The 20,843-nt window shown below is 50.9% G+C and carries 12 protein-coding genes, 1 tRNA gene and 3 rRNA genes; 2 read left to right on the forward strand and 14 right to left on the reverse strand.

Going from position 1 to position 20,843, the window contains the following annotated elements:
- Position 1 precedes the first annotated feature (1 nt).
- The 10 genes from radA to NST07_RS31135 form a co-directional block, all read right to left on the reverse strand.
- Positions 2–1,369, reverse strand: coding sequence for a DNA repair protein RadA (radA, locus tag NST07_RS31090; protein WP_038597143.1), 1,368 nt, complete (start codon positions 1,367–1,369; stop codon positions 2–4).
- A 227-nt stretch (positions 1,370–1,596) separates the two neighbouring features.
- Entirely contained in the window at positions 1,597–4,065 is a 2,469-nt protein-coding gene (gene clpC / locus NST07_RS31095; RefSeq protein ID WP_038597145.1) for an ATP-dependent protease ATP-binding subunit ClpC, read from the reverse strand.
- 36 nt (positions 4,066–4,101) lie between these two features.
- Positions 4,102–5,166 (reverse strand): protein arginine kinase, encoded by a 1,065-nt coding sequence (locus NST07_RS31100; protein WP_038597147.1) that lies wholly within the window; start codon positions 5,164–5,166, stop codon positions 4,102–4,104.
- Positions 5,167–5,194: 28 nt separating this feature from the next.
- Positions 5,195–5,719 (reverse strand): UvrB/UvrC motif-containing protein, encoded by a 525-nt coding sequence (locus NST07_RS31105; protein WP_076112967.1) that lies wholly within the window; start codon positions 5,717–5,719, stop codon positions 5,195–5,197.
- 26 nt (positions 5,720–5,745) lie between these two features.
- Positions 5,746–6,207, reverse strand: coding sequence for a CtsR family transcriptional regulator (locus tag NST07_RS31110; RefSeq protein ID WP_038597151.1), 462 nt, complete (start codon positions 6,205–6,207; stop codon positions 5,746–5,748).
- A gap of 346 nt (positions 6,208–6,553) precedes the next feature.
- On the reverse strand, positions 6,554–7,726 hold the full coding sequence (locus NST07_RS31115; protein ID WP_342480718.1) for a GNAT family N-acetyltransferase: 1,173 nt from the start codon (positions 7,724–7,726) through the stop codon (positions 6,554–6,556).
- 421 nt (positions 7,727–8,147) lie between these two features.
- A 5S ribosomal RNA gene (gene rrf / locus NST07_RS31120) occupies positions 8,148–8,264 on the reverse strand.
- Between the two features lie 78 nt (positions 8,265–8,342).
- Positions 8,343–11,270 (reverse strand): 23S ribosomal RNA (locus NST07_RS31125).
- A 146-nt stretch (positions 11,271–11,416) separates the two neighbouring features.
- Positions 11,417–11,492, reverse strand: a tRNA-Ala gene (locus NST07_RS31130).
- A gap of 100 nt (positions 11,493–11,592) precedes the next feature.
- Positions 11,593–13,148, reverse strand: a 16S ribosomal RNA gene (locus NST07_RS31135).
- The 16S, 23S and 5S rRNA genes sit together here with 1 tRNA gene alongside, the layout of an rRNA operon.
- A 457-nt stretch (positions 13,149–13,605) precedes the next feature.
- On the opposite strand from NST07_RS31135, the gene NST07_RS31140 reads away from it, so the two are divergent.
- Both NST07_RS31140 and NST07_RS31145 read left to right on the forward strand, forming a co-directional pair.
- Entirely contained in the window at positions 13,606–14,862 is a 1,257-nt protein-coding gene (locus NST07_RS31140; protein ID WP_341096640.1) for an MFS transporter, read from the forward strand.
- A 212-nt stretch (positions 14,863–15,074) separates the two neighbouring features.
- Positions 15,075–16,355, forward strand: coding sequence for a molybdopterin-dependent oxidoreductase (locus NST07_RS31145; protein WP_341096642.1), 1,281 nt, complete (start codon positions 15,075–15,077; stop codon positions 16,353–16,355).
- 17 nt (positions 16,356–16,372) lie between these two features.
- Here NST07_RS31145 and NST07_RS31150 read toward each other — a convergent pair whose 3' ends face one another.
- From NST07_RS31150 to NST07_RS31165, 4 genes are all read right to left on the reverse strand, one after another.
- Positions 16,373–18,253 (reverse strand): PBP1A family penicillin-binding protein, encoded by a 1,881-nt coding sequence (locus NST07_RS31150; protein WP_342480719.1) that lies wholly within the window; start codon positions 18,251–18,253, stop codon positions 16,373–16,375.
- Positions 18,247–18,855, reverse strand: coding sequence for a hypothetical protein (locus NST07_RS31155; protein ID WP_341096645.1), 609 nt, complete (start codon positions 18,853–18,855; stop codon positions 18,247–18,249). Before NST07_RS31155 ends, NST07_RS31150 begins: the two co-directional genes overlap by 7 nt.
- An 84-nt stretch (positions 18,856–18,939) precedes the next feature.
- Positions 18,940–20,067, reverse strand: a complete 1,128-nt coding sequence (locus NST07_RS31160; protein WP_341096647.1) for an ATP-binding protein — start codon at positions 20,065–20,067, stop codon at positions 18,940–18,942.
- A gap of 20 nt (positions 20,068–20,087) precedes the next feature.
- On the reverse strand, positions 20,088–20,795 hold the full coding sequence (locus NST07_RS31165; protein ID WP_341096649.1) for a response regulator transcription factor: 708 nt from the start codon (positions 20,793–20,795) through the stop codon (positions 20,088–20,090).
- Positions 20,796–20,843: the final 48 nt, after the last annotated feature.

Consider the following 20,843-nt stretch of genomic DNA (forward strand, 5'->3'; position numbering starts at 1 on the left):
CCTAATCTAACGCGACCGATAGTGCATCTGCTACGGTACTGACGCCAATAATCTGGATATCCTGCGGATGTTTCCAGCCTTTCATGCTCTTCTCTGGCATAATCACTCTCCGGAAGCCAAGTTTAGACGCTTCCTTCACCCGCATTTCCGCGCGTGAGACCCCCCTGACCTCACCGGTGAGACCGACTTCACCAAAGAAGACATCATAAGGCTTGGTTGATATATCGCGGAAGCTGGAAGCAATGCTGATAGCTACAGCCAAATCTACTGCTGGTTCATCCAGCTTTACCCCACCGGCAACGTTCAGATAAGCATCCTGGTTTTGCAGGAACATCCCCATCCGTTTCTCCAGCACCGCAATAATAAGCGCCATCCGCTGGTGGTCCATACCTGTGCACATCCGGCGGGGGGAAGGGAAATGAGTTGCAGCGACAAGTGCCTGAAGCTCAACAAGCACCGGTCTGGTTCCTTCCATACTCGCCACTACTGCTGAACCCGCTACACCTAGCGGACGTTCGGACAAGAACAGCTCGGAGGGATTCTCCACTTCTGTAAGCCCGATCTCCCCCATCTCAAAGATACCGATCTCGTTGGTTGAACCGAAGCGGTTTTTGACTGCCCGCAGCAACCGGTACGTATGATGCCGCTCTCCTTCAAAATAGAGCACGCAATCCACCATATGCTCCAGCATTCGGGGCCCGGCAATCGCGCCTTCCTTGGTGACATGACCAACAAGTACGGTTGCGATCCCGCGAATTTTGGCGATACGCATAAATCTTGTCGTACATTCCCGAACCTGTGTCACGCTGCCAGGTGCACTGGTTACTTCCGGCATGAATACCGTCTGGATGGAGTCAATGACGAGGAACTGAGGTTTGATCTGTTCAATGGCTTCCTCGATGCTTTCCATATTCGTCTCGCACAGTACATACAGCTCTGCCGACAACGCCCCGAGGCGATCGGCACGGAGTTTGGTCTGCCGAACAGATTCTTCTCCCGAGATGTACAATACGCGTAAACCTTGAGTAGTCAATGCATGCGAGGTCTGCAGCAGCAGGGTTGACTTCCCGATGCCGGGGTCGCCTCCGACCAGCACCAGCGAACCCGGCACAATACCTCCGCCGAGAACCCGGTTAAGCTCACCGATGCCTGTCAATATACGGGGCTCTTTGTCACTTTCTATATTTATGATCGATTGCGCCTTTTCTTTACTCTGAAAAATAGGTGCATTCATTCCTTGTGTTTTGACTACGCTTTCGGTCTCCTCAACCATGGAGTTCCATGCCTGGCAGCCCGGGCATTTGCCGAACCACTTCGGCGATTCGTAGCCGCATTCGGTGCAGAAAAATTTAGTTTTTGGTTTAGCCATGTGTACTCCTTACCGTCTGAACTGCTTAAATTGCGGATAATTTTCTCTTATTCAAAGTTTACCATTTCTGCACCTTGAACGGAAGGTCAGTTCAGAGCTACTTTTGAGGAGTATCTCATTAACTTTCCTGAAATTCGGATGAATTATCACCAAAAGGGTCTGAACAGCAACAAAAAGCCCCCGCCCCTCTATACGGAGGAACGGGAGCTATGTTTCACAGATGGATATTATTTCTCAGTTTCTACTTCTTTTTCCAGGGAAGCTGCTGGCGGCTCAACGGTAGTTACGACAAGCTCACCGTTCACCTCATCAATCTTGAGGGAATCACCTTTTTTGATGTTGCCCTTCAGCAGTTCTTCAGACAGCCGGTCCTCAATATGCTTCTGGATCGCCCGGCGAAGCGGACGTGCGCCGAAGGCTGGATCATAGCCCTCTTTGGCCAGGAAGGCTTTGCCTCCCTCTGTCAGCTCAAAGTCCACATCGTACTCACGCAGCCGCTTGCGCAGCTCATCGGACATCAGCGTAACAATTTCTGCGATATGCTTTTCTTCCAGAGAGTGGAAGACAATGATCTCATCGATCCGGTTCAGGAACTCGGGACGGAAGCTCTTCTTCAGCTCATCCATAACCTTGCCCTTCATATTGGTGTAGTCTGCTCCCGCATCCTGCACCGCTGTGAAGCCCAGTGTCGAATTCTTCTTGATCGCCTGCGCTCCTACATTGGAGGTAAGAATGATCAGAGTGTTGCGGAAATCGACCACGCGGCCTTTGGAATCGGTCAGACGGCCGTCTTCCAGCACCTGCAGCAGGATGTTGAATACTTCTGGATGAGCCTTCTCAATTTCGTCCAGCAGTACTACGGAATATGGTTTACGGCGTACCTTCTCGGTCAATTGTCCGCCTTCTTCATAACCCACATAACCTGGAGGCGCTCCTACCAAACGGGAAGTGGAGTGTTTCTCCATATACTCCGACATATCAATCCGGACCACCGCATTCTCATCACCGAACATTGCTTCAGCAAGCGCCCGTGCCAGCTCGGTTTTACCAACCCCGGTTGGACCCAGGAAGATGAAAGAACCCATAGGGCGTTTAGGATCCTTAAGTCCTGCACGTGCCCGGCGGAGGGCCCGGCTGACTGCCTTGACGGCTTCGTCCTGGCCGATTACCCGTTCATGCAGGATAGACTCCATATTAAGCAGACGGTCGGTTTCCTCTTCCTTCAGCTTGCTGACCGGTATGCCGGTCCAGCTGGCTACCACTTGAGCGATATCCTCCGGTGTAACCTGCGAGTCGGTGCGGCCTTGCTTCTCTTTCCACTGGTTCTTGGTCGTGTCCAGTTCCTCGCGGATCTTTTGCTCCGTATCCCGCAGTGCTGCAGCCTTCTCGAATTCCTGGCTCTGTACGGCTGAATCCTTCTCCTTGCGGATATCATCCAGACGCATTTCCAGTTCCTTCAGATTCGGCGGAATCGTGTAAGAATTCAATCTTACCTTAGAACCGGCTTCATCAATCAGGTCAATTGCTTTGTCCGGAAGGAACCGGTCAGGAATGTAACGGTCGGACAGTTTTACAGCCTCTACGATGGCTTCATCCGTGATCTTCACACGGTGATGGGCTTCATAACGGTCACGTAGTCCGTAAAGAATCTGTACAGCTTCCTCAGGAGAAGGCTGATCCACCGTAATAGGCTGGAAGCGGCGTTCTAAGGCTGCATCTTTCTCAATATATTTGCGGTATTCATCCAGCGTAGTGGCACCGATGCATTGCAGCTCTCCACGGGCCAGAGCCGGCTTCAGGATGTTGGAGGCGTCAATGGCACCTTCCGCACCGCCTGCACCGATCAGGGTGTGCAGCTCGTCAATGAAGAGCACGATGTTTCCTGCCTGGCGAATCTCATCCATAATCTTCTTAAGGCGGTCTTCAAACTCACCGCGGTATTTGGTTCCGGCTACTACAGAACCCATATCCAGAGTCATTACGCGTTTGTCGCGCAGCGTTTCCGGAATTTCATTATTGATGATCTTTTGGGCCAGACCTTCGGCAATGGCTGTTTTACCAACCCCAGGCTCACCGATCAGCACCGGATTGTTCTTCGTCCGGCGGCTCAGCACCTGAATGACACGTTCAATTTCCTTACTGCGGCCAATAACCGGATCCAGGTTGCCATCCTTGGCATAGGCGGTAAGGTCACGGGCCAGGCCATCCAGCGTTGGTGTGCTGACATTGGCAGGCGCACCGCTGTGGCTGGAAGTAGCTTCGCTGCTGCCGAGCAGCTGCAGCACTTGCTGGCGGGCCTTGTTAAGGCTGATCCCCAGGTTGTTAAGTACACGGGCAGCTACACCCTCGCCTTCACGGATAAGTCCGAGCAGGATATGCTCAGTGCCGACGTAAGTGTGTCCCAGCTTGCGGGCTTCGTCCATCGACAGCTCAATAACTTTTTTGGCACGAGGAGTATACGCGATGTTTGTTGGCTGCTCCTGTCCTCTGCCGATCAGTGTTTCCACTTCATCCTGAATTTTCTCAAGACCCAGACCAAGTCCGATTAGAGCTTTCGCGGCTATGCCGTCTCCTTCACGAATCAGTCCGAGCAAAATATGTTCTGTCCCAATGTTGTTGTGTCCCAAACGAACAGCTTCTTCTTGCGCCAGCGCCAGCACTTTTTGTGCGCGTTCCGTAAATCTTCCAAACATCATATCTCCTGCACCTCCACGAATAATAAATATCTATAATTAATGTTGTGATCCCAGTGTTTCCCGGAGCAGCTTTGCCCGGTACATATCACGTTCAGTAGCCGTGAGCTCATCGCCGAACAGCTTTTGCAAAAATCCGGGCTGTGTCTTGACATTCAGCTCATTCAGCACTGAAATCGAAGGCCCTTCCAGTATCCCCAAATCGACTCCAAGCCGCAAATCGGATAACCGCTGGGCCGACTCTTTAAGCTCCATTACTGCCGCATAGGACAAAATGCCGTAAGAACGTTTAATCCGGTCGGTAATCCGCAGTGCGGAATCAACCAGCAGGCGTTCACGGGCATTCCGTTCATGCTCTATAATCTGGGTGACCACACTGTGAAGATTCTCAATGATTTCACTTTCGGTCTGTCCCAGCGTAATCTGGTTGGATATCTGAAAGATGTTCCCTACTGCTTCGCTGCCCTCACCATAAATTCCTCTTACGGTCAGTCCCACCTGATTTACAGCGGATAGAATCCGGTTGATCTGATGGGTCATAACCAGTGCCGGCAAATGCAGCATCACCGAGGCTCTTAGCCCGGTTCCTACATTGGTGGGACAACTCGTTAAGTACCCTCTTCTATCATCAAAGGCATAATTGACAGAAGCCTCAAAAATATCGTCGATGGCCGTAGCCCTTACCCAAGCCTCTTTAACCTGCAGGCCGGGAAACAGACATTGAATCCGGAGGTGGTCTTCCTCATTGATCATGATGCTGACCGACTCATCCTCGTTCAGAATGACCGCTCCACCCCGTGAATCATTGGCTAGATTTGGACTGATCAGATGTTTCTCCACCAGCACTTTTTTATCCAGCTCATCCAGCTCATCCAGCTTCAGCAGTTGAAAGGTACCAAAGTCCGCTGCAGCTTCTCCCTGAAACACGGGTGCCAGCTGCTCCAGCGCCTCTTCCGCCTGCTCGGCAGATGCCAGCAAAGGAAAAGGCAGGTGCTCCAGATTGCGGGCGATACGCATACGGCTGCTGATTACAATCTCAGAATGGCTGCCACCGCAGCGCATCCAGTCACTAAGCGCTTGTTCGGTAAACCGGAGACTTGACATGCCGCATCCCCCCTATATATGAAAGACTTTACTCTTGTGCCATTTCTTTTTCAAGTCGGCGGATCTGATCCCGCAGCTCGGCTGCAGTTTCGAACTCCTCTTGCATAATGCTTTGCTGCAATTCCAACTTCAGTTCATCAATTTGCCGTTTGCACATAATTTGTGCCCCCGCACGTTTTGGCAGCTTGCCTACATGAGCGGTACTGCCATGCACTCTTCGGAACAGCGGATCCAGCGTGCTGTCAAAATATTTATAGCAGGAGCTGCAGCCGAACCGTCCAAGTTTGCTGAACTGGGAATACGTCATGCCGCAATTCTCGCATTTCAGTCCCTGTGCATTTTGGGTTGCCGCGGATTTCTCCTTGCCGGAACCTTCCAGATCCAGTAAACCGGAGAGCAGGCTGTGAATGGAGAACCCGCCCGCGGTTCCGGGAATTAACTCCCCCTTCTCCCGCGCACAGCTTTCACAAATATGAAATTCCGTCTTCTCTCCACTCACAATTTTGGTGAAATGAAGGGTAGCCGGTTTGACGCCGCATTCCTGGCAAAGCATAAGCGGTGTCCCCCTTACCATTCGTATTATTTACCAAGCAAAGAAATCAGCATGGCTTTCATAATCTTGGCACGAATCTCATCCCGGTAGGGCAGATTAATCGTCAGACAATCCCGGGAAACAGCGGCGCGCATGAGACACGCTTCACGCTTGGTTAAGAACAGGGCCTCCTCAAGCTGGTAGATCAGCCCTTCGGCGGAATTCTGGTCAATATCATTGCCTATCGTGGATTTGAGATGTGCGTAAAGCGCCACATTCTGAGGAAGCTCAAAGCGCTGAATCCGGATGTAACCTCCGCCTCCACGTTTGCTCTCGACCACATAGCCCTTCTCCAAAGTAAAGCGCGTACTGATGACATAATTGATCTGCGACGGTACACAGGAAAACTGGTCCGCCAGATCATTACGCTGAATTTCCACCGTACCTTCGGGACTTTCATGCAAAATATTCTTCAGATATTGTTCGATAATATCGGAGATATTACGCATCACTCATCCTCCAGTGTTCAAAGCGTTAGGGTAATTCTTGCTGTACATCCGTCCGTCGGTGATCTCTTAAGAACTTAACCGAAGCACCTGATGGCGAATCGGACACAATGTCCTGCCTTTCAGGCTTTACAACTTAGGAGAGACTGCTTTTGGGATGCGTTGACTTTGACTTTCTTTGACTTTTTTCATATTATAACATATTCTCACTGAATTCCAAGTGGTTAGTCTTATTTTTTACTTATTGCCGCCATTGTATTCGGAATAACCCTTAGATCAACATGCATTTTTTAATATGAAAAATAAAAAGCTCTCCCTGCTTCATTCAGCGCGGAAGAGCTGCTTACGATCAAAAGAAATCAAACAATGCGGTCCGTGCCTGCGGCATAATCCCTTTCAGCCACTCCACCGCTTCTAGACTGCCGGTTAACTGCCCACAGCGGTGCAATTCTCCCGGACGTTTGTATCCAAGCAGCAGCACCGTCAATGTTCCAATACCGCAGCGCAAATCTGCCTGCTCTCCGTTACCCTCTACTTGTATTAAAGATGCCTCGCCTTGCTGATCGACCTTCCACTCCCACAGCCCTTCGTTCCAAGGGGCATGCTCATCCTCAATATACAACGTGCACTTTTGCAGCTCACTCTGTTCCTTAAAGGTGAGTCCTTCCACAAAGGCTTTGGCATTAACAATACGCGCCATAAAATAAGGATAATTCTCCTGCGGAATACGGGGATCCGGAAGCAAAAACGGCAGCATATCATCGGCTGGCACCAGCTTTAATTTCGCAGCGGTGACCATCGAATCATGGTTAGCGAGAAAAGTCCACAATCCCCGGCGGGCTTCTTCGTCCATAAAAATGAATTCATCAATAACCAGTTCTTTGTTCTCTATTTTATAAAGCACATAACCTCCCGGTTCACCCGCTGCAGAATAAAACACACAATGATGTGTATCCTCATCCACTACGCTGTTCTCCCACCATTCACGATCACGAAGCAGCGCACCGTTATACCCGGAAGCAAAGCGCCCGTATAACTGTTCCAATACTTCAATGTTCGCTTTATCGCGCTCTACATGCCCCTCCATTTCGGCCTTCCGCGGAAACTTGCCCACCGGTATCGTGTACTTCTTATATTCACAGTAGATCTCCCACCCAAACCTGCGGTAAAAAGGAATCAAGAAGGGATGCAGGAAGGATAATGTATGACCTGACTCGTTCATTGTTTGCAGCGTGTGGGACAAAAGCTTGGCCACAAGTCCCTGTCTGCGGTTCTCCGGCCATGTCGCCACTCCGGCAATCCCACCCATGGAGACCGCTTTGCCTTGCACATACACCTGAAAAGGCAGCAGTGTCAGCTTCGCACTTAGCTCCCCTTCCTCAAAAATGCCCCAGACTCCTTCCGGCTTGAACTTTTGTTTGGATTTCACTCTGTCGTCACCGTTAAGTTTGAATTGAAAAGCGTACTCGGACAAGCCAAGGCTTGCCTCAAAATCCTCCAGCTGCAATTGCCTGATCTCCAATACCTTCACCTCATTATCAAATAGAATAGTGCTTATTAAGAGTATATCAAGCCCAGAAACGGTACGCGAATCCGCCAAGAAAGATTATAAAGAATCCAATGGTTATCCACAACTTATACACAGCAGCACAAAGAACCGGAAAGAATATCTTTCCGGCAAAAAATAGTTATCCACGATTCCACAGTCTCTATCCACAAATTCCACATATTATCCACAAAACCCGTGTATTACTTGGATTTTCTCTTGACGAATCTCCGAGAATATGTCTTTCATCCACATCTTTCAGAGGTAGTTGCCTTTCTAATATTGTATCCACATGTGTGTAAGTTTTCTGCACTTCCTGAAAATTATCCACAGCATTTCCACAGCCCTGCACAAACACAAAAAAGCCACTGTCAATAAATCAACAATGGCTTTGTGTGCTTGGCGGCGTCCTACTCTCCCAGGACCCTTCGGTCCAAGTACCATCGGCGCTGGAGGGCTTAACGGTCGTGTTCGGGATGGGTACGCGTGGAACCCCTCCGCTATCGCCACCAAACGGGCATTTACAGCGTAAATGCTTCAGGAACCTTAATTCCTGAAAACTGAATCCGAAACGAATCTGCGTCTTAATTTGTTGGATAAGCCCTCGACCGATTAGTATTGGTCAGCTCCATGCATTGCTGCACTTCCACCTCCAACCTATCTACCTCGTCGTCTTCAAGGGGTCTTACTAATTGGGAAATCTCATCTTGAGGGGGGCTTCACGCTTAGATGCTTTCAGCGCTTATCCCGTCCGTACGTAGCTACTCAGCCATGCTCCTGGCGGAACAACTGATGCACCAGCGGTACGTCCATCCCGGTCCTCTCGTACTAAGGACAGCTCCTCTCAAATTTCCTGCGCCCACGACAGATAGGGACCGAACTGTCTCACGACGTTCTGAACCCAGCTCGCGTACCGCTTTAATGGGCGAACAGCCCAACCCTTGGGACCTACTTCAGCCCCAGGATGCGATGAGCCGACATCGAGGTGCCAAACCTCCCCGTCGATGTGGACTCTTGGGGGAGATAAGCCTGTTATCCCCAGGGTAGCTTTTATCCGTTGAGCGATGGCCCTTCCATGCGGTACCACCGGATCACTAAGTCCGACTTTCGTCCCTGCTCGACTTGTAGGTCTCGCAGTCAAGCTCCCTTATGCCTTTGCACTCTTCGAATGATTTCCAACCATTCTGAGGGAACCTTTGAACGCCTCCGTTACTCTTTAGGAGGCGACCGCCCCAGTCAAACTGCCCGCCTGACACGGTCCCCGTACCCGATTAGGGCACTAGGTTAGAACCTAGATACGATCAGGGTGGTATCCCAACGGCGCCTCCGCAGAAGCTTGCGCTCCTGCCTCTACGGCTCCCACCTATCCTGTACAGATCGTACCCAAATTCAATATCAAGCTGCAGTAAAGCTCCATGGGGTCTTTCCGTCTTGTCGCGGGTAACCTGCATCTTCACAGGTATTAAAATTTCACCGGATCTCTCGTTGAGACAGCGCCCAAGTCGTTACGCCATTCGTGCGGGTCAGAATTTACCTGACAAGGAATTTCGCTACCTTAGGACCGTTATAGTTACGGCCGCCGTTTACTGGGGCTTCGGTTCACAGCTTCGGATTGCTCCTAACCGCTCCCCTTAACCTTCCAGCACCGGGCAGGCGTCAGCCCGTATACTTCGCCTTGCGGCTTCGCACAGACCTGTGTTTTTGCTAAACAGTCGCTTGGGCCTTTTCACTGCGGCCCCCTCGGGCTATTCACCCTACCGAGGCACCCCTTCTCCCGAAGTTACGGGGTCATTTTGCCGAGTTCCTTAACGAGAGTTCTTCCGCGCGCCTTAGAATTCTCTTCTCGCCTACCTGTGTCGGTTTGCGGTACGGGCACCTTCTCCTGGCTAGAGGCTTTTCTTGGCAGTGTGAGATCATGACCTTCGCTACTATAATTTTCGCTCCCCATCACAGCCCAGCCTTAACGGTGTGCGGATTTGCCTACACACCAGCCTCACTGCTTAGACGGACATCCATCAGTCCGCGTCACTACCCTCCTGCGTCACCCCATCGCTCATAGCGGATTACGGTGGTACAGTAATTTCAAACTGTTGTCCTTCGACTACGCCTTTCGGCCTCGCCTTAGGTCCCGACTTACCCTGAGCGGACGAGCCTTCCTCAGGAAACCTTGGGCTTTCGGCGGATCAGATTCTCACTGATCTTTTCGTTACTCATACCGGCATTCTCACTTGTATGCTGTCCAGCGCTCCTTACGGTACACCTTCAACCCACATACAACGCTCCCCTACCCCAGATGCAAAGCATCTAGCCATAGCTTCGGTGGTGTGTTTAGCCCCGTTACATTTTCGGCGCAGAGTCACTCGACCAGTGAGCTATTACGCACTCTTTCAATGGTGGCTGCTTCTAAGCCAACATCCTGGTTGTCTGTGCAACTCCACATCCTTTCCCACTTAACACACACTTGGGGACCTTAGCTGATGGTCTGGGCTGTTTCCCTTTTGACAATGGATCTTAGCACTCACTGTCTGACTCCCGGCAAGAAGTTAATGGCATTCGGAGTTTGACTGAGCTTGGTAACCCTTGCGGGCCCCGCACCCAATCAGTGCTCTACCTCCACCACTCCATTCACCGAGGCTAGCCCTAAAGCTATTTCGGGGAGAACCAGCTATCTCCGAGTTCGATTGGAATTTCTCCGCTACCCCCACCTCATCCCCGCATTTTTCAACATACGTGGGTTCGGGCCTCCAGTGCGTGTTACCGCACCTTCACCCTGGACAGGGGTAGATCACACGGTTTCGGGTCTACGTCCACATACTTAAGTCGCCCTATTCAGACTCGCTTTCGCTGCGGCTCCGGCTTCTCACCTTAACCTTGCATGTTAAACGTAACTCGCCGGTTCATTCTACAAAAGGCACGCCATCACCCCTAGATCGGGCTCTGACTTTTTGTAAGCACACGGTTTCAGGTTCTATTTCACTCCCCTTCCGGGGTGCTTTTCACCTTTCCCTCACGGTACTGTTTCACTATCGGTCGCCAGGTAGTATTTAGCCTTAGCAGATGGTCCTGCTGGATTCATACGGGGTTTCACGTGCCCCGCACTACTCGGGATCCGTCTCGGAGAGAACACAGTTTAGGCTACAGGGCTTTTACCTCTATCGCGGGCCTTTCCAGACCTCTTCGCCTACCATATTCCTTTGTAACTCCATGTGAGACGTCCCACAACCCCAAGGGGCAAGCCCCTTGGTTTAGGCTGTTCCGCGTTCGCTCGCCGCTACTGACGGAATCACTATTGTTTTCTCTTCCTCAGGGTACTTAGATGTTTCAGTTCCCCTGGTCTGCCTCTATCTCTCCTATGTATTCAGAGAGAAGTAACTGCGAATTACCACAGCTGGGTTTCCCCATTCGGACACCCCCGGATCAAAGCTTGCTTACAGCTCCCCGAGGCAGTTTCGTTGTTCGCCACGTCCTTCGTCGGCTCCTGGCGCCTAGGCATCCTCCGTGTGCTCTTATTAGCTTAACCAATGCGTTTTCCCAGAAGGAAAATCGCTAGCATCGCTATAATTAAAACTTGTTTACACAAGTTTCAGCTAAAAGATGTTCTAAAACGCAAATTCGTTTCGGTATCCAGTTTTCAAGGATCAAGGTGTTACTATTGATGAAGTTTGTTGGTGGAGCCAAGCGGGATCGAACCGCTGACCTCCTGCTTGCAAGGCAGGCGCTCTCCCAGCTGAGCTATGGCCCCGCAAATTCCATCAAAACCGAACAAATGGATACGCGTTAAGTATCTTGGAAGCTAAGCTTCCGATTTGAATGTTTCCGTTGCAGGAAACGATTCTCCATAGAAAGGAGGTGATCCAGCCGCACCTTCCGATACGGCTACCTTGTTACGACTTCACCCCAATCATCTACCCCACCTTCGGCGGCTGGCTCCCTTGCGGGTTACCCCACCGACTTCGGGTGTTGTAAACTCTCGTGGTGTGACGGGCGGTGTGTACAAGACCCGGGAACGTATTCACCGCGGCATGCTGATCCGCGATTACTAGCAATTCCGACTTCATGCAGGCGAGTTGCAGCCTGCAATCCGAACTGAGACCGGCTTTGCTGGGATTGGCTCCACCTCGCGGCTTCGCTTCCCGTTGTACCGGCCATTGTAGTACGTGTGTAGCCCAGGTCATAAGGGGCATGATGATTTGACGTCATCCCCACCTTCCTCCGGTTTGTCACCGGCAGTCACTCTAGAGTGCCCAGCCTTACCTGCTGGCAACTAAAGTCAAGGGTTGCGCTCGTTGCGGGACTTAACCCAACATCTCACGACACGAGCTGACGACAACCATGCACCACCTGTCTCCTCTGTCCCGAAGGCCGCCACTATCTCTAGTGGATTCAGAGGGATGTCAAGACCTGGTAAGGTTCTTCGCGTTGCTTCGAATTAAACCACATACTCCACTGCTTGTGCGGGTCCCCGTCAATTCCTTTGAGTTTCAGTCTTGCGACCGTACTCCCCAGGCGGAGTGCTTACTGTGTTAACTTCGGCACCAAGGGTATCGAAACCCCTAACACCTAGCACTCATCGTTTACGGCGTGGACTACCAGGGTATCTAATCCTGTTTGCTCCCCACGCTTTCGCGCCTCAGCGTCAGTTACAGCCCAGAAAGTCGCCTTCGCCACTGGTGTTCCTCCACATATCTACGCATTTCACCGCTACACGTGGAATTCCACTTTCCTCTTCTGTACTCAAGCCACCCAGTTTCCAGTGCGACCTCAGGTTGAGCCCAAGGTTTAAACACCAGACTTAAATAGCCGCCTGCGCGCGCTTTACGCCCAATAATTCCGGACAACGCTTGCCCCCTACGTATTACCGCGGCTGCTGGCACGTAGTTAGCCGGGGCTTTCTTCTCAGGTACCGTCACTCCGGTAGCAGTTACTCTACCGGACGTTCTTCCCTGGCAACAGAGCTTTACGATCCGAAAACCTTCATCACTCACGCGGCGTTGCTCCGTCAGGCTTTCGCCCATTGCGGAAGATTCCCTACTGCTGCCTCCCGTAGGAGTCTGGGCCGTGTCTCAGTCCCAGTGTGGCCGTTCACCCTCTCAGGTCGGCTACGCATCGTCGCCTTGGTGGGCCGTTACCCCACCAACTAGCTAATGCGCCGCAGGCCCATCTCCTTGTAGCAGATTGCTCCGCCTTTCATCCTTCGTCCATGTGAACAAAGGAATTATCCGGTATTAGCTACCGTTTCCGGTAGTTATCCCAGTCAAAGAGGTAGGTTGCCTACGTGTTACTCACCCGTCCGCCGCTAAGTTATTCCGGAGCAAGCTCCTTCATAACTCCGCTCGACTTGCATGTATTAGGCACGCCGCCAGCGTTCGTCCTGAGCCAGGATCAAACTCTCCAAATTGGTTTTTTCGAGCGGTTACTCCATCCGAATTACTTCGAGAAAATAACCATCCGAAAAAGATATTGAAAAGAGCGATTGCTCATTTGAAACTGACGATTCATTAAATGAATCTTTAAAATTAACGCGTTCCATTTGTTCAGTTTTCAAAGAACTTGCTCCCGGCTTTCAACGACATGTCTCTTGCACAGGAATTAGATCATATCATGTTTCTGCATTGCTTGTCAACTTATTTCTTCTTCGCTAATCAAGTTCAGCGTCGATGCCTCATAAGCACAAGAGATAATATATCATGCTGAATGAATGTTTGCAACCCTTTTTTATAAAATAATAAATTAACGCATAATTGGAACGACTCGAGCACAAATTGATTCCCATAACGCTTCGATTGTGGCTAAAATAGGATTTATCGGATTTCCATATATATGCTCACCCATTAACCCGTTTGAAAGGAGCTCAGATGAATAAGAATTCTATACCCGCTGCTCCCTCTTTAGTTGCAAAAGACCGGGAACAACGCAATCTGCAGCAGGATACTATTTACCGGATTTTACTCGCCGTAAGCTTTGTGCATTTATTCAATGATTCCATTCAGGCGCTTATCCCGGCGATGTTTCCTATCTTAAAGGAAAATATGCTGCTCTCCTATGCACAGGTCGGATGGATATCCTTCGCCCTGAACATCACTTCTTCGGTGATTCAGCCGATAATCGGCTATGCTGCTGACCGTAAACCCCGACCGATCCTGCTCCCTCTGGGGATGTGCTGCACGTTCGCCGGAGTGTTCCTGCTCGCTTTTGCCGGAAATTACGTATTGGTCATCTTCTCTGTTATGCTTGTCGGCTTCGGTTCGGCTGCGTTCCACCCGGAGGGCATGCGTGTGGCTCATATGGCTGCAGGTCAGCGCAAGGGATTGTCGCAATCCATCTTCCAAGTGGGAGGCAACGCCGGACAATCCTTGGGTCCTCTTTTGATGAAATGGGTATTCATTCCCTTTGGGCAGATGGGTGCACTTGGGTTCACCGTCATCGCTGCCGCCGGAATTGCCGTACAGACCTATGTGGCCAAATGGTACCAAGAAATGCTAAATTCAGGCTATACGTTCCGCAAAAAATCGACTGGACGCACGCTTGACCCTGCCCGCAGCAAAAGCATTCTGACCGCAACCGTGATCCTGGTCTTTATCGTGTTTGTACGCTCCTGGTACAGCGCCTCCATCGGCGGCTATTATGCCTTCTACTTAATGGATAAATACGGAATGAAGCTCGATGACGCTCAGATATACATCTTTATGTATTTGGCGGCCGGCGCAGTCGGCACCTTCTTCGGTGGCCCGCTAGCCGACCGTTTCGGACGGCGTAATCTCATACTGATCTCTATGGTGAGTACGGTGCCTTTTGCGCTGGCGCTGCCTTTTGTAAACCATTTCTGGGCCGCTGTTCTGCTAATCATCTCCGGTTTTGTCCTGCTGTCCAGCTTCTCAGTAACAGTCATTTATGCACAAATGCTTTATCCGGGCAATATCGGAACCGTCTCGGGACTGATTACTGGACTGGCTTTTGGGCTCGGCGGGATCGGCTCGGTAGTTATCGGCGACCTGATCGACCGGATCGGAATTGTGACTGTGTTCATAGCTTGCGGCTTCCTCCCCCTGCTTGGCCTGCTTGCTCTGCTGTTACCCAATGATAAGACGCTGGAGAAATGGGCCGCTGAATAAGCAGCATGATTTCAGCGCTTCGTCTCTCTTCTATATCTATATAGGTCCATAAGGGTCCATCCTACTCTATTAGAGTAGGGTGGGCTTTTTTCACAGCAGAATATATAAACTCTTAACAGCCAGCAGAATTATCCAACCGCCCTTTTTTAGGGTACAATTAATTAAAAGTTGAACTAATTGTCATAGCGCGGAAGGCTGAGGAGGAATGGCAATTGAAGAAAGCACTCACGAACATTCGTAAAGGATACGGGAAGAAGCTTGTCTCCATTCATATGTGGAATGCCTGGCTGGTTCTGTTTCTGGCACTCAGCGGATTATTGCTGGTCGGCGGTTTCTGGCGGGAGCTTCTGGGTGAGGGCAGGGTGTGGCTGAAATGGGCACATATCGCGTTTGGACTGGTGCTGCTGATTCCGGTCATTTATTATTTACTGCTTGCTGCAAAACACTGGAAAAGGCTCAAGGGGAAAAATGGGCAAAAGGCTAATGTGATTTTTGTGCTGGTCCTATTGACCGGGTGGATTGTGTCGGGTGTCGTACTCTGGCAATTCAGGCTTGCCGGGCCAAAAGCGGCCAATACCGCACTATTTATACACGATCTTCTGACTTGGGTTGGACTTCCGGTTATTATCTACCACTCTATTACCAGAGTCAAATGGCTCAAAGAACCGAAGAAACGCTCTATTGTACCAGAACCGGTAACGTCAGCTAATGGAGCATCTGCTTCTAATGATGAGCAGAAACAGCCGGGAGCAGCCCACGTCCAGCAGCCGATGTATACCCGCCGCGGTTTCATTAAAGCCGCTGTGGGTGCCGGACTTGCGGTAACGCTCGGACCGACCTTTGTCCGCTGGATCGGCAAATCTTTTCAGTTGCCCGGCACCGCGGATTATGCAGCAAACAATGCCAACACACTAATTCCCGACCCTATTCCGCTGGCAGATTCAGCACCACCAATCGGGGGAGGGGCCGATGGGAACTTCCGCGTGTATACTGTAACCGATATTCCAGCATTCGATAATTCGGATTGGTCATTTACGATTGACGGGCTGGTGGATAAGAAGTTCACCTGGAACTGGGAGGAATTCGTCAAGCTGCAGCGCGAGGTGCAGGTCAGTGATTTCCACTGCGTCACTGGCTGGTCTGTGTACAAGAATACCTGGGAGGGTCTGCCCCTCTCCAAGCTGCTTGATCTTGCCGGAGTAAAAAGCCAGGCGGTGATGGTCAAGCTGTATTCCGGCGACGGCGTCTATACGGACTCCCTGACACTCGCACAGGCGCGAATGGAGGATGTTATGGTTGCCGTCATGCATGACGGCAAGCCAATTCCGAATCAGCTGGGCGGGCCTGTACGTTTGGTCACTCCGCAAATGTATGCCTATAAATCGGTAAAGTGGCTTAACCGGATTGAACTCATTAATGAGGACCATGTCGGCTATTGGGAACAGCGTGGGTACGACAAAGACGCCTGGCTGCCTGGAGCAAATCGTGTATAACTGCGGCCAGCGCTCTTTCAATTCCGAACAGCTATTGCTTTGTTCATCACTGCGGAGAATAAAGCGGCCGCCATCCCGCTGCCCGCAGTCATATAGTTATCCTTATCGGTACGGTCAAAACCCATCCATACAGCGGCTGTCCAATCCGGTGTGTAGCCGACAAACCAAAGATCCCGATTAGCCTTGCTGTCGACACCGGGAAGCGCTGCCTGAGTCGTTCCGGTCTTGCCGGCAACCGGTATGTTCATCCGCGCTTTTTTCCCGGTTCCCTGATTTACTGCATTGCGGAGCATGAACGTCATGCTTTCCGCAGTTCGCTCCGAGATCACTTGACGCTGGCTGGAGACATGCTTGTATAGAACCCGCCCGTGCGCATTGGTTATGCTGCTAATGGTATGTGCTTCATTAAACGTCCCCCCGCTCGCAAACACACTGTAGGCCTGGGCCATTTTCAGAGGAGATATCCCATTGTGGAGCCCGCCGAGCGCAATGGACAGATTATTATCCTCCTGCGGCAGTTCTAACCCCAGCTTTCCGGCAAATTGACGGGCGCTGGAGATTCCCACCTGCTTCAGCAGCCATACGGCCGGAGCATTGATGGATTTCTGAAGCGCCTGGTTCAAGCTAACTTGACCACGGTATACGCCATTCAGATTACCCGGGCTGTAACTCCCGTAAGACTGCTTACGGTCGGGAACTATACTCGATGGAGTAAAGTTGCCGCTTTCCAGCGCAGGCCCGTAATCAATAATCGGCTTAAAGGCGGAACCCGGCTGGCGCGCATCAATAATCGCCCGATTAAGGCTGCCCGTTTGGGGATTGCGCCCTCCCATCATGGCAGCAATCTCCCCGGTGTGATGATTGAGTATCACCATGGCCGCCTCGACCTGCTGGTTTTTCCCATCGGGAGGAAAGGCATCTGCGTTACGAAATGCTTGCTCCAGTGTCTTCTGGATGCCTGTATTTATTCCTGTCTTGATCCTGTAACCGCCTGTTTGCAGCTCTTCCCTCGACTTACCCGTAAGCCGGGAGGCTTCTTTCAGCACAGCGTCAATATAGGAAGCACCTGCAACCTCAGTCTTAACTTCTTCCAGAGGCTGGTACTTTTGATTGCGCGCGGCTGCCATTTGCTGTGGGCTGATCAGCCCCCGCTGCTGCATGATTCCCAGAACAAGCTCCCTCCTCCCCTCGGAAACCGCGTTGTTCTCCGCAGGATTATAGATGGAAGGACCTTTCGGGATAGCCGCTAAATCAGCGATTTGCGAAATCTCCAGCTTTTTGAGATCACTTACACCGAAATAGTACTCTGCAGCCGCCTTTATTCCATACTGCCCCCGGCCCATATAGATTTGGTTCAAATAAAGCTGCAAAATATCCTGCTTTGACAACCTTTTCTCCAAAGCTGTAGCAATGGAGGCCTCGTTCAGCTTACGCAGCATATTTTTATCTCTGTTTAGATAGAGATTGCGGGCTAACTGCTGGGTGATGCTGCTGCCTCCCTCTGTTACTCTGAAGTTCACGGTATTGTTTATGGCGGCGCGCAGGATTCCCGTATAGTCCAGCCCCTGATGGCTGTAGAACCTGCGGTCCTCGACTGCCAAAAAGGTGTCGATCAGCAGCGCCGGCATCTCTTCGAGCTGAGCCATCGTCCGATATCCCGATTCCGGCAGCGGAATCCGGCGCAGCACATTCCCCTCTGAATCGGTAATGACGCTTGATTGATCTAAAACCAGCTTCCCGGCCTGACGGCTTACCACAGCCTCTCCATATACACGGACATAAAACAGCATTGCCAGCAGCAGTAACACGCCAATTACCGCAAGATCAAATCCGGTATAAAAAACACGCAGCAGCTTTCGGCGGGTGAGCCGGGTGCCAGCATTGCCCCTGCTCAACATTTTGCAATCAGGTCCACAAGGAACCGCTCCAAGCCCGCCGCTTCACGTCTCACCGCATCCACCTGAACGGCCTCTCCTTCTGCAGCCTTCAGCTCATCCAGCAAGCGCAGCAGCGTCTTCATCCTTAATATGAGGGCCATACTCTCTTCGCTGCCCCATCCCGCTTCTTCTGCAGCTGCCGATTCAATCTCTGCCGTACCGGTGAGTTTTGTTTGCTGGCCTTTGTTCAGCTTCCGCAGATTAGCAGCCAGCCTGCCCAGCTCTCCTCCGGTGGATACCTCCAGTTCCTTAAAGAAGCCATTCGCCGCAAGCTCATCCGATGCCCGCAGCAGCGCCTTGAAATCATCGGATAATTTTTGCGAACGCAGCAGAAAAAAACTGCCGGAAAGAGCGGTAAAAAGAATTACAGCCAAAGGCAACCTGCCGATATGATTGATCATCCAATGCAATAAGCGGACTGTAAAAGCGCCGGAATCTGCGCTATGCTGCGAATATAGAAAGGAAACCACCGCCTGTAGCACCATAAGAACACCACCGCTGAGCAGCAAGCTTCCTCCAATAACATACAAATATCCGGTTCGTACCGTATTTAGTCTTCTCAAGTTTATCCCTCCCGGTATCTGTGCATTTACTACTCCATGACACATAGAATACCGGCAAGTTCTTAAGAACCTCCCGCACAAGTTCTAAAGATTCTCTAAAGACTCCTGTGGAGATAACGGGAAGCGGGTGATAAAGTCGGTACGGTTCACATCGCTTTGGGCTGTAATTTCTCCATGGTGGCGCTCCACAATCCCTTTGGCTATAGCAAGTCCCAGCCCCGAACCTCCGGTATGCCGGGAACGGGAGCGTTCAGCCCGGTAGAATCGTTCAAAAATATGCGGAAGGTCGCTTTCGGCAATCATTTCTCCAAAATTACTGATCCGCACGACCGCTTCATCCCCTTCCCGGGTGAGTACGATCTCCAGTTTTTTCCCTTCACGCCCGTAACGGATGGCATTGGTAATCAAATTTTCATAAGCTCGCAGCAACTCGTAAGGCGCTCCCTGAATCCATAAGGATTCTGTATGGTCTACCAGCTCATAGGCCATGCCTGCCCGGGCTAGCTCTGGAACCGCCTCTTCCGCCAGCTGCCGAATGAACGCCTTGAGGTCCAGCTGTTCTGCTGCAAGCGGCAGTCCTCCACTGTTGACACGGGTATATTCGAACAGATCATCAATCAGCTTACGCAGCACCAGTGCTTTCTGATAAGCAATACCTACATAATAGCGTACCTCTGTCTCTTCCCGGCAGCGGTCCTGCTCAATAAAATCCAGATAACCCAAAACCGAAGTCAGCGGAGTACGCAAATCATGAGAGACCCCGGTAATCAGCTCATTTTTGGCCTGGATCGCCTTACGCTCTTCAAGCAGGGACTGCTGCAGCCGTTCGGACATAATATTAATATTCTCTGCCAGTACACCTAGCTCATCACTGGTCCGCACTTCAATCCGGTGTGACTCTCCCAGTTTGGTGATTTGCTGAATCCCCTGTGTGATCTCTTCGAGATAGGATACTACTTTTCGCGTGTACAAAAAAAAGAACACCAAAAAGCTGATAATGCCTACGGCTGTCATTACCGGCACTGAGCCAATATGGTTAATAATCCATTTCAAAACCAGGGAATAGGGTGCCGACGGTGAACTCGTATTCATGTGAAGCAGAGAATTTACCAGCCGGTAACCTCCCAATAACAGGATGGCTCCTGACAACATGCTGAGAATAAACGCCCAAATGAATTTCCAGCGTATAGTACTTATATATTTTGCATTCACAGTATTATCACCTCAAGTTCTCAGGATGGCCCGTCCAATTTATACCCGATCCCCCATACAGTTTGCACATAACGGGGCTGCTTCGGATCCAGCTCAATTTTCTCGCGGATATTGCGGATATGTACCATTACCGTGCTGCCTCCGTCCAGAAAAGGCTCATTCCAGATATTCCTGTAAATCTGCTCCATGCTGAGCACCTGACCCTGATATCTCGCCAGCAGCTCCAAAATGGAAAATTCACGGGGGGTCAGCCTTACCTTACGCCCATCCACACAAACCTCGTGTTTCAATATGTCGATGACCAGATCCTCGAAGATCAGCTCATTGTCATTCATCCTTGGTTGGGTATCCTTGTTGAATTTATGATAGCGGCGCAGCTGTGATTTGGCCCGGGCCACAAGCTCCAGCGGATTAAACGGCTTTCCGACATAATCGTCGGCGCCTATACTGAGTCCAAGAATTTTATCCATATCCGAATTTTTGGCGGACAGCATGATGATCGGCATATTTTGCTCTTCACGGATTTTCATGCAGGCTTCTATTCCGTCCATCTTGGGCATCATCACGTCCATAATAATGAGGTCTACCTTCTCCTCTTTTAAATATTCCAGCGCTTCCTGTCCGTCAAAGGCTTTGAGCAGCCGATAACCCTCGTTGCAGAAATAAATATCCATCAGGTTAACGATCTCCCGCTCATCGTCCACTAGCAATATTGTTTCTTGTCTCACAGGTAGGCATCCTTTCCATTCCATAAGTGGTAATCTACCTTCTAATAT

The sequence above is a fragment of the Paenibacillus sp. FSL L8-0340 genome, assembly GCF_038593145.1.
Taxonomy (GTDB): Bacteria; Bacillota; Bacilli; order Paenibacillales; family Paenibacillaceae; genus Paenibacillus_AQ.

Excerpts from the sequence above, each read along its gene's own strand:
- NST07_RS31150 (WP_342480719.1), bottom strand. The coding sequence starts at position 18,253 with ATGTTGAGCAGGGGCAATGCTGGCACCCGGCTCACCCGCCGAAAGCTG.
- NST07_RS31110 (WP_038597151.1), bottom strand. The coding sequence starts at position 6,207 with ATGCGTAATATCTCCGATATTATCGAACAATATCTGAAGAATATTTTG.
- clpC (WP_038597145.1), bottom strand. The coding sequence starts at position 4,065 with ATGATGTTTGGAAGATTTACGGAACGCGCACAAAAAGTGCTGGCGCTG.
- NST07_RS31140 (WP_341096640.1), top strand. The coding sequence starts at position 13,606 with ATGAATAAGAATTCTATACCCGCTGCTCCCTCTTTAGTTGCAAAAGAC.
- NST07_RS31105 (WP_076112967.1), bottom strand. The coding sequence starts at position 5,719 with ATGCTTTGCCAGGAATGCGGCGTCAAACCGGCTACCCTTCATTTCACC.
- radA (WP_038597143.1), bottom strand. The coding sequence starts at position 1,369 with ATGGCTAAACCAAAAACTAAATTTTTCTGCACCGAATGCGGCTACGAA.
- NST07_RS31100 (WP_038597147.1), bottom strand. The coding sequence starts at position 5,166 with ATGTCAAGTCTCCGGTTTACCGAACAAGCGCTTAGTGACTGGATGCGC.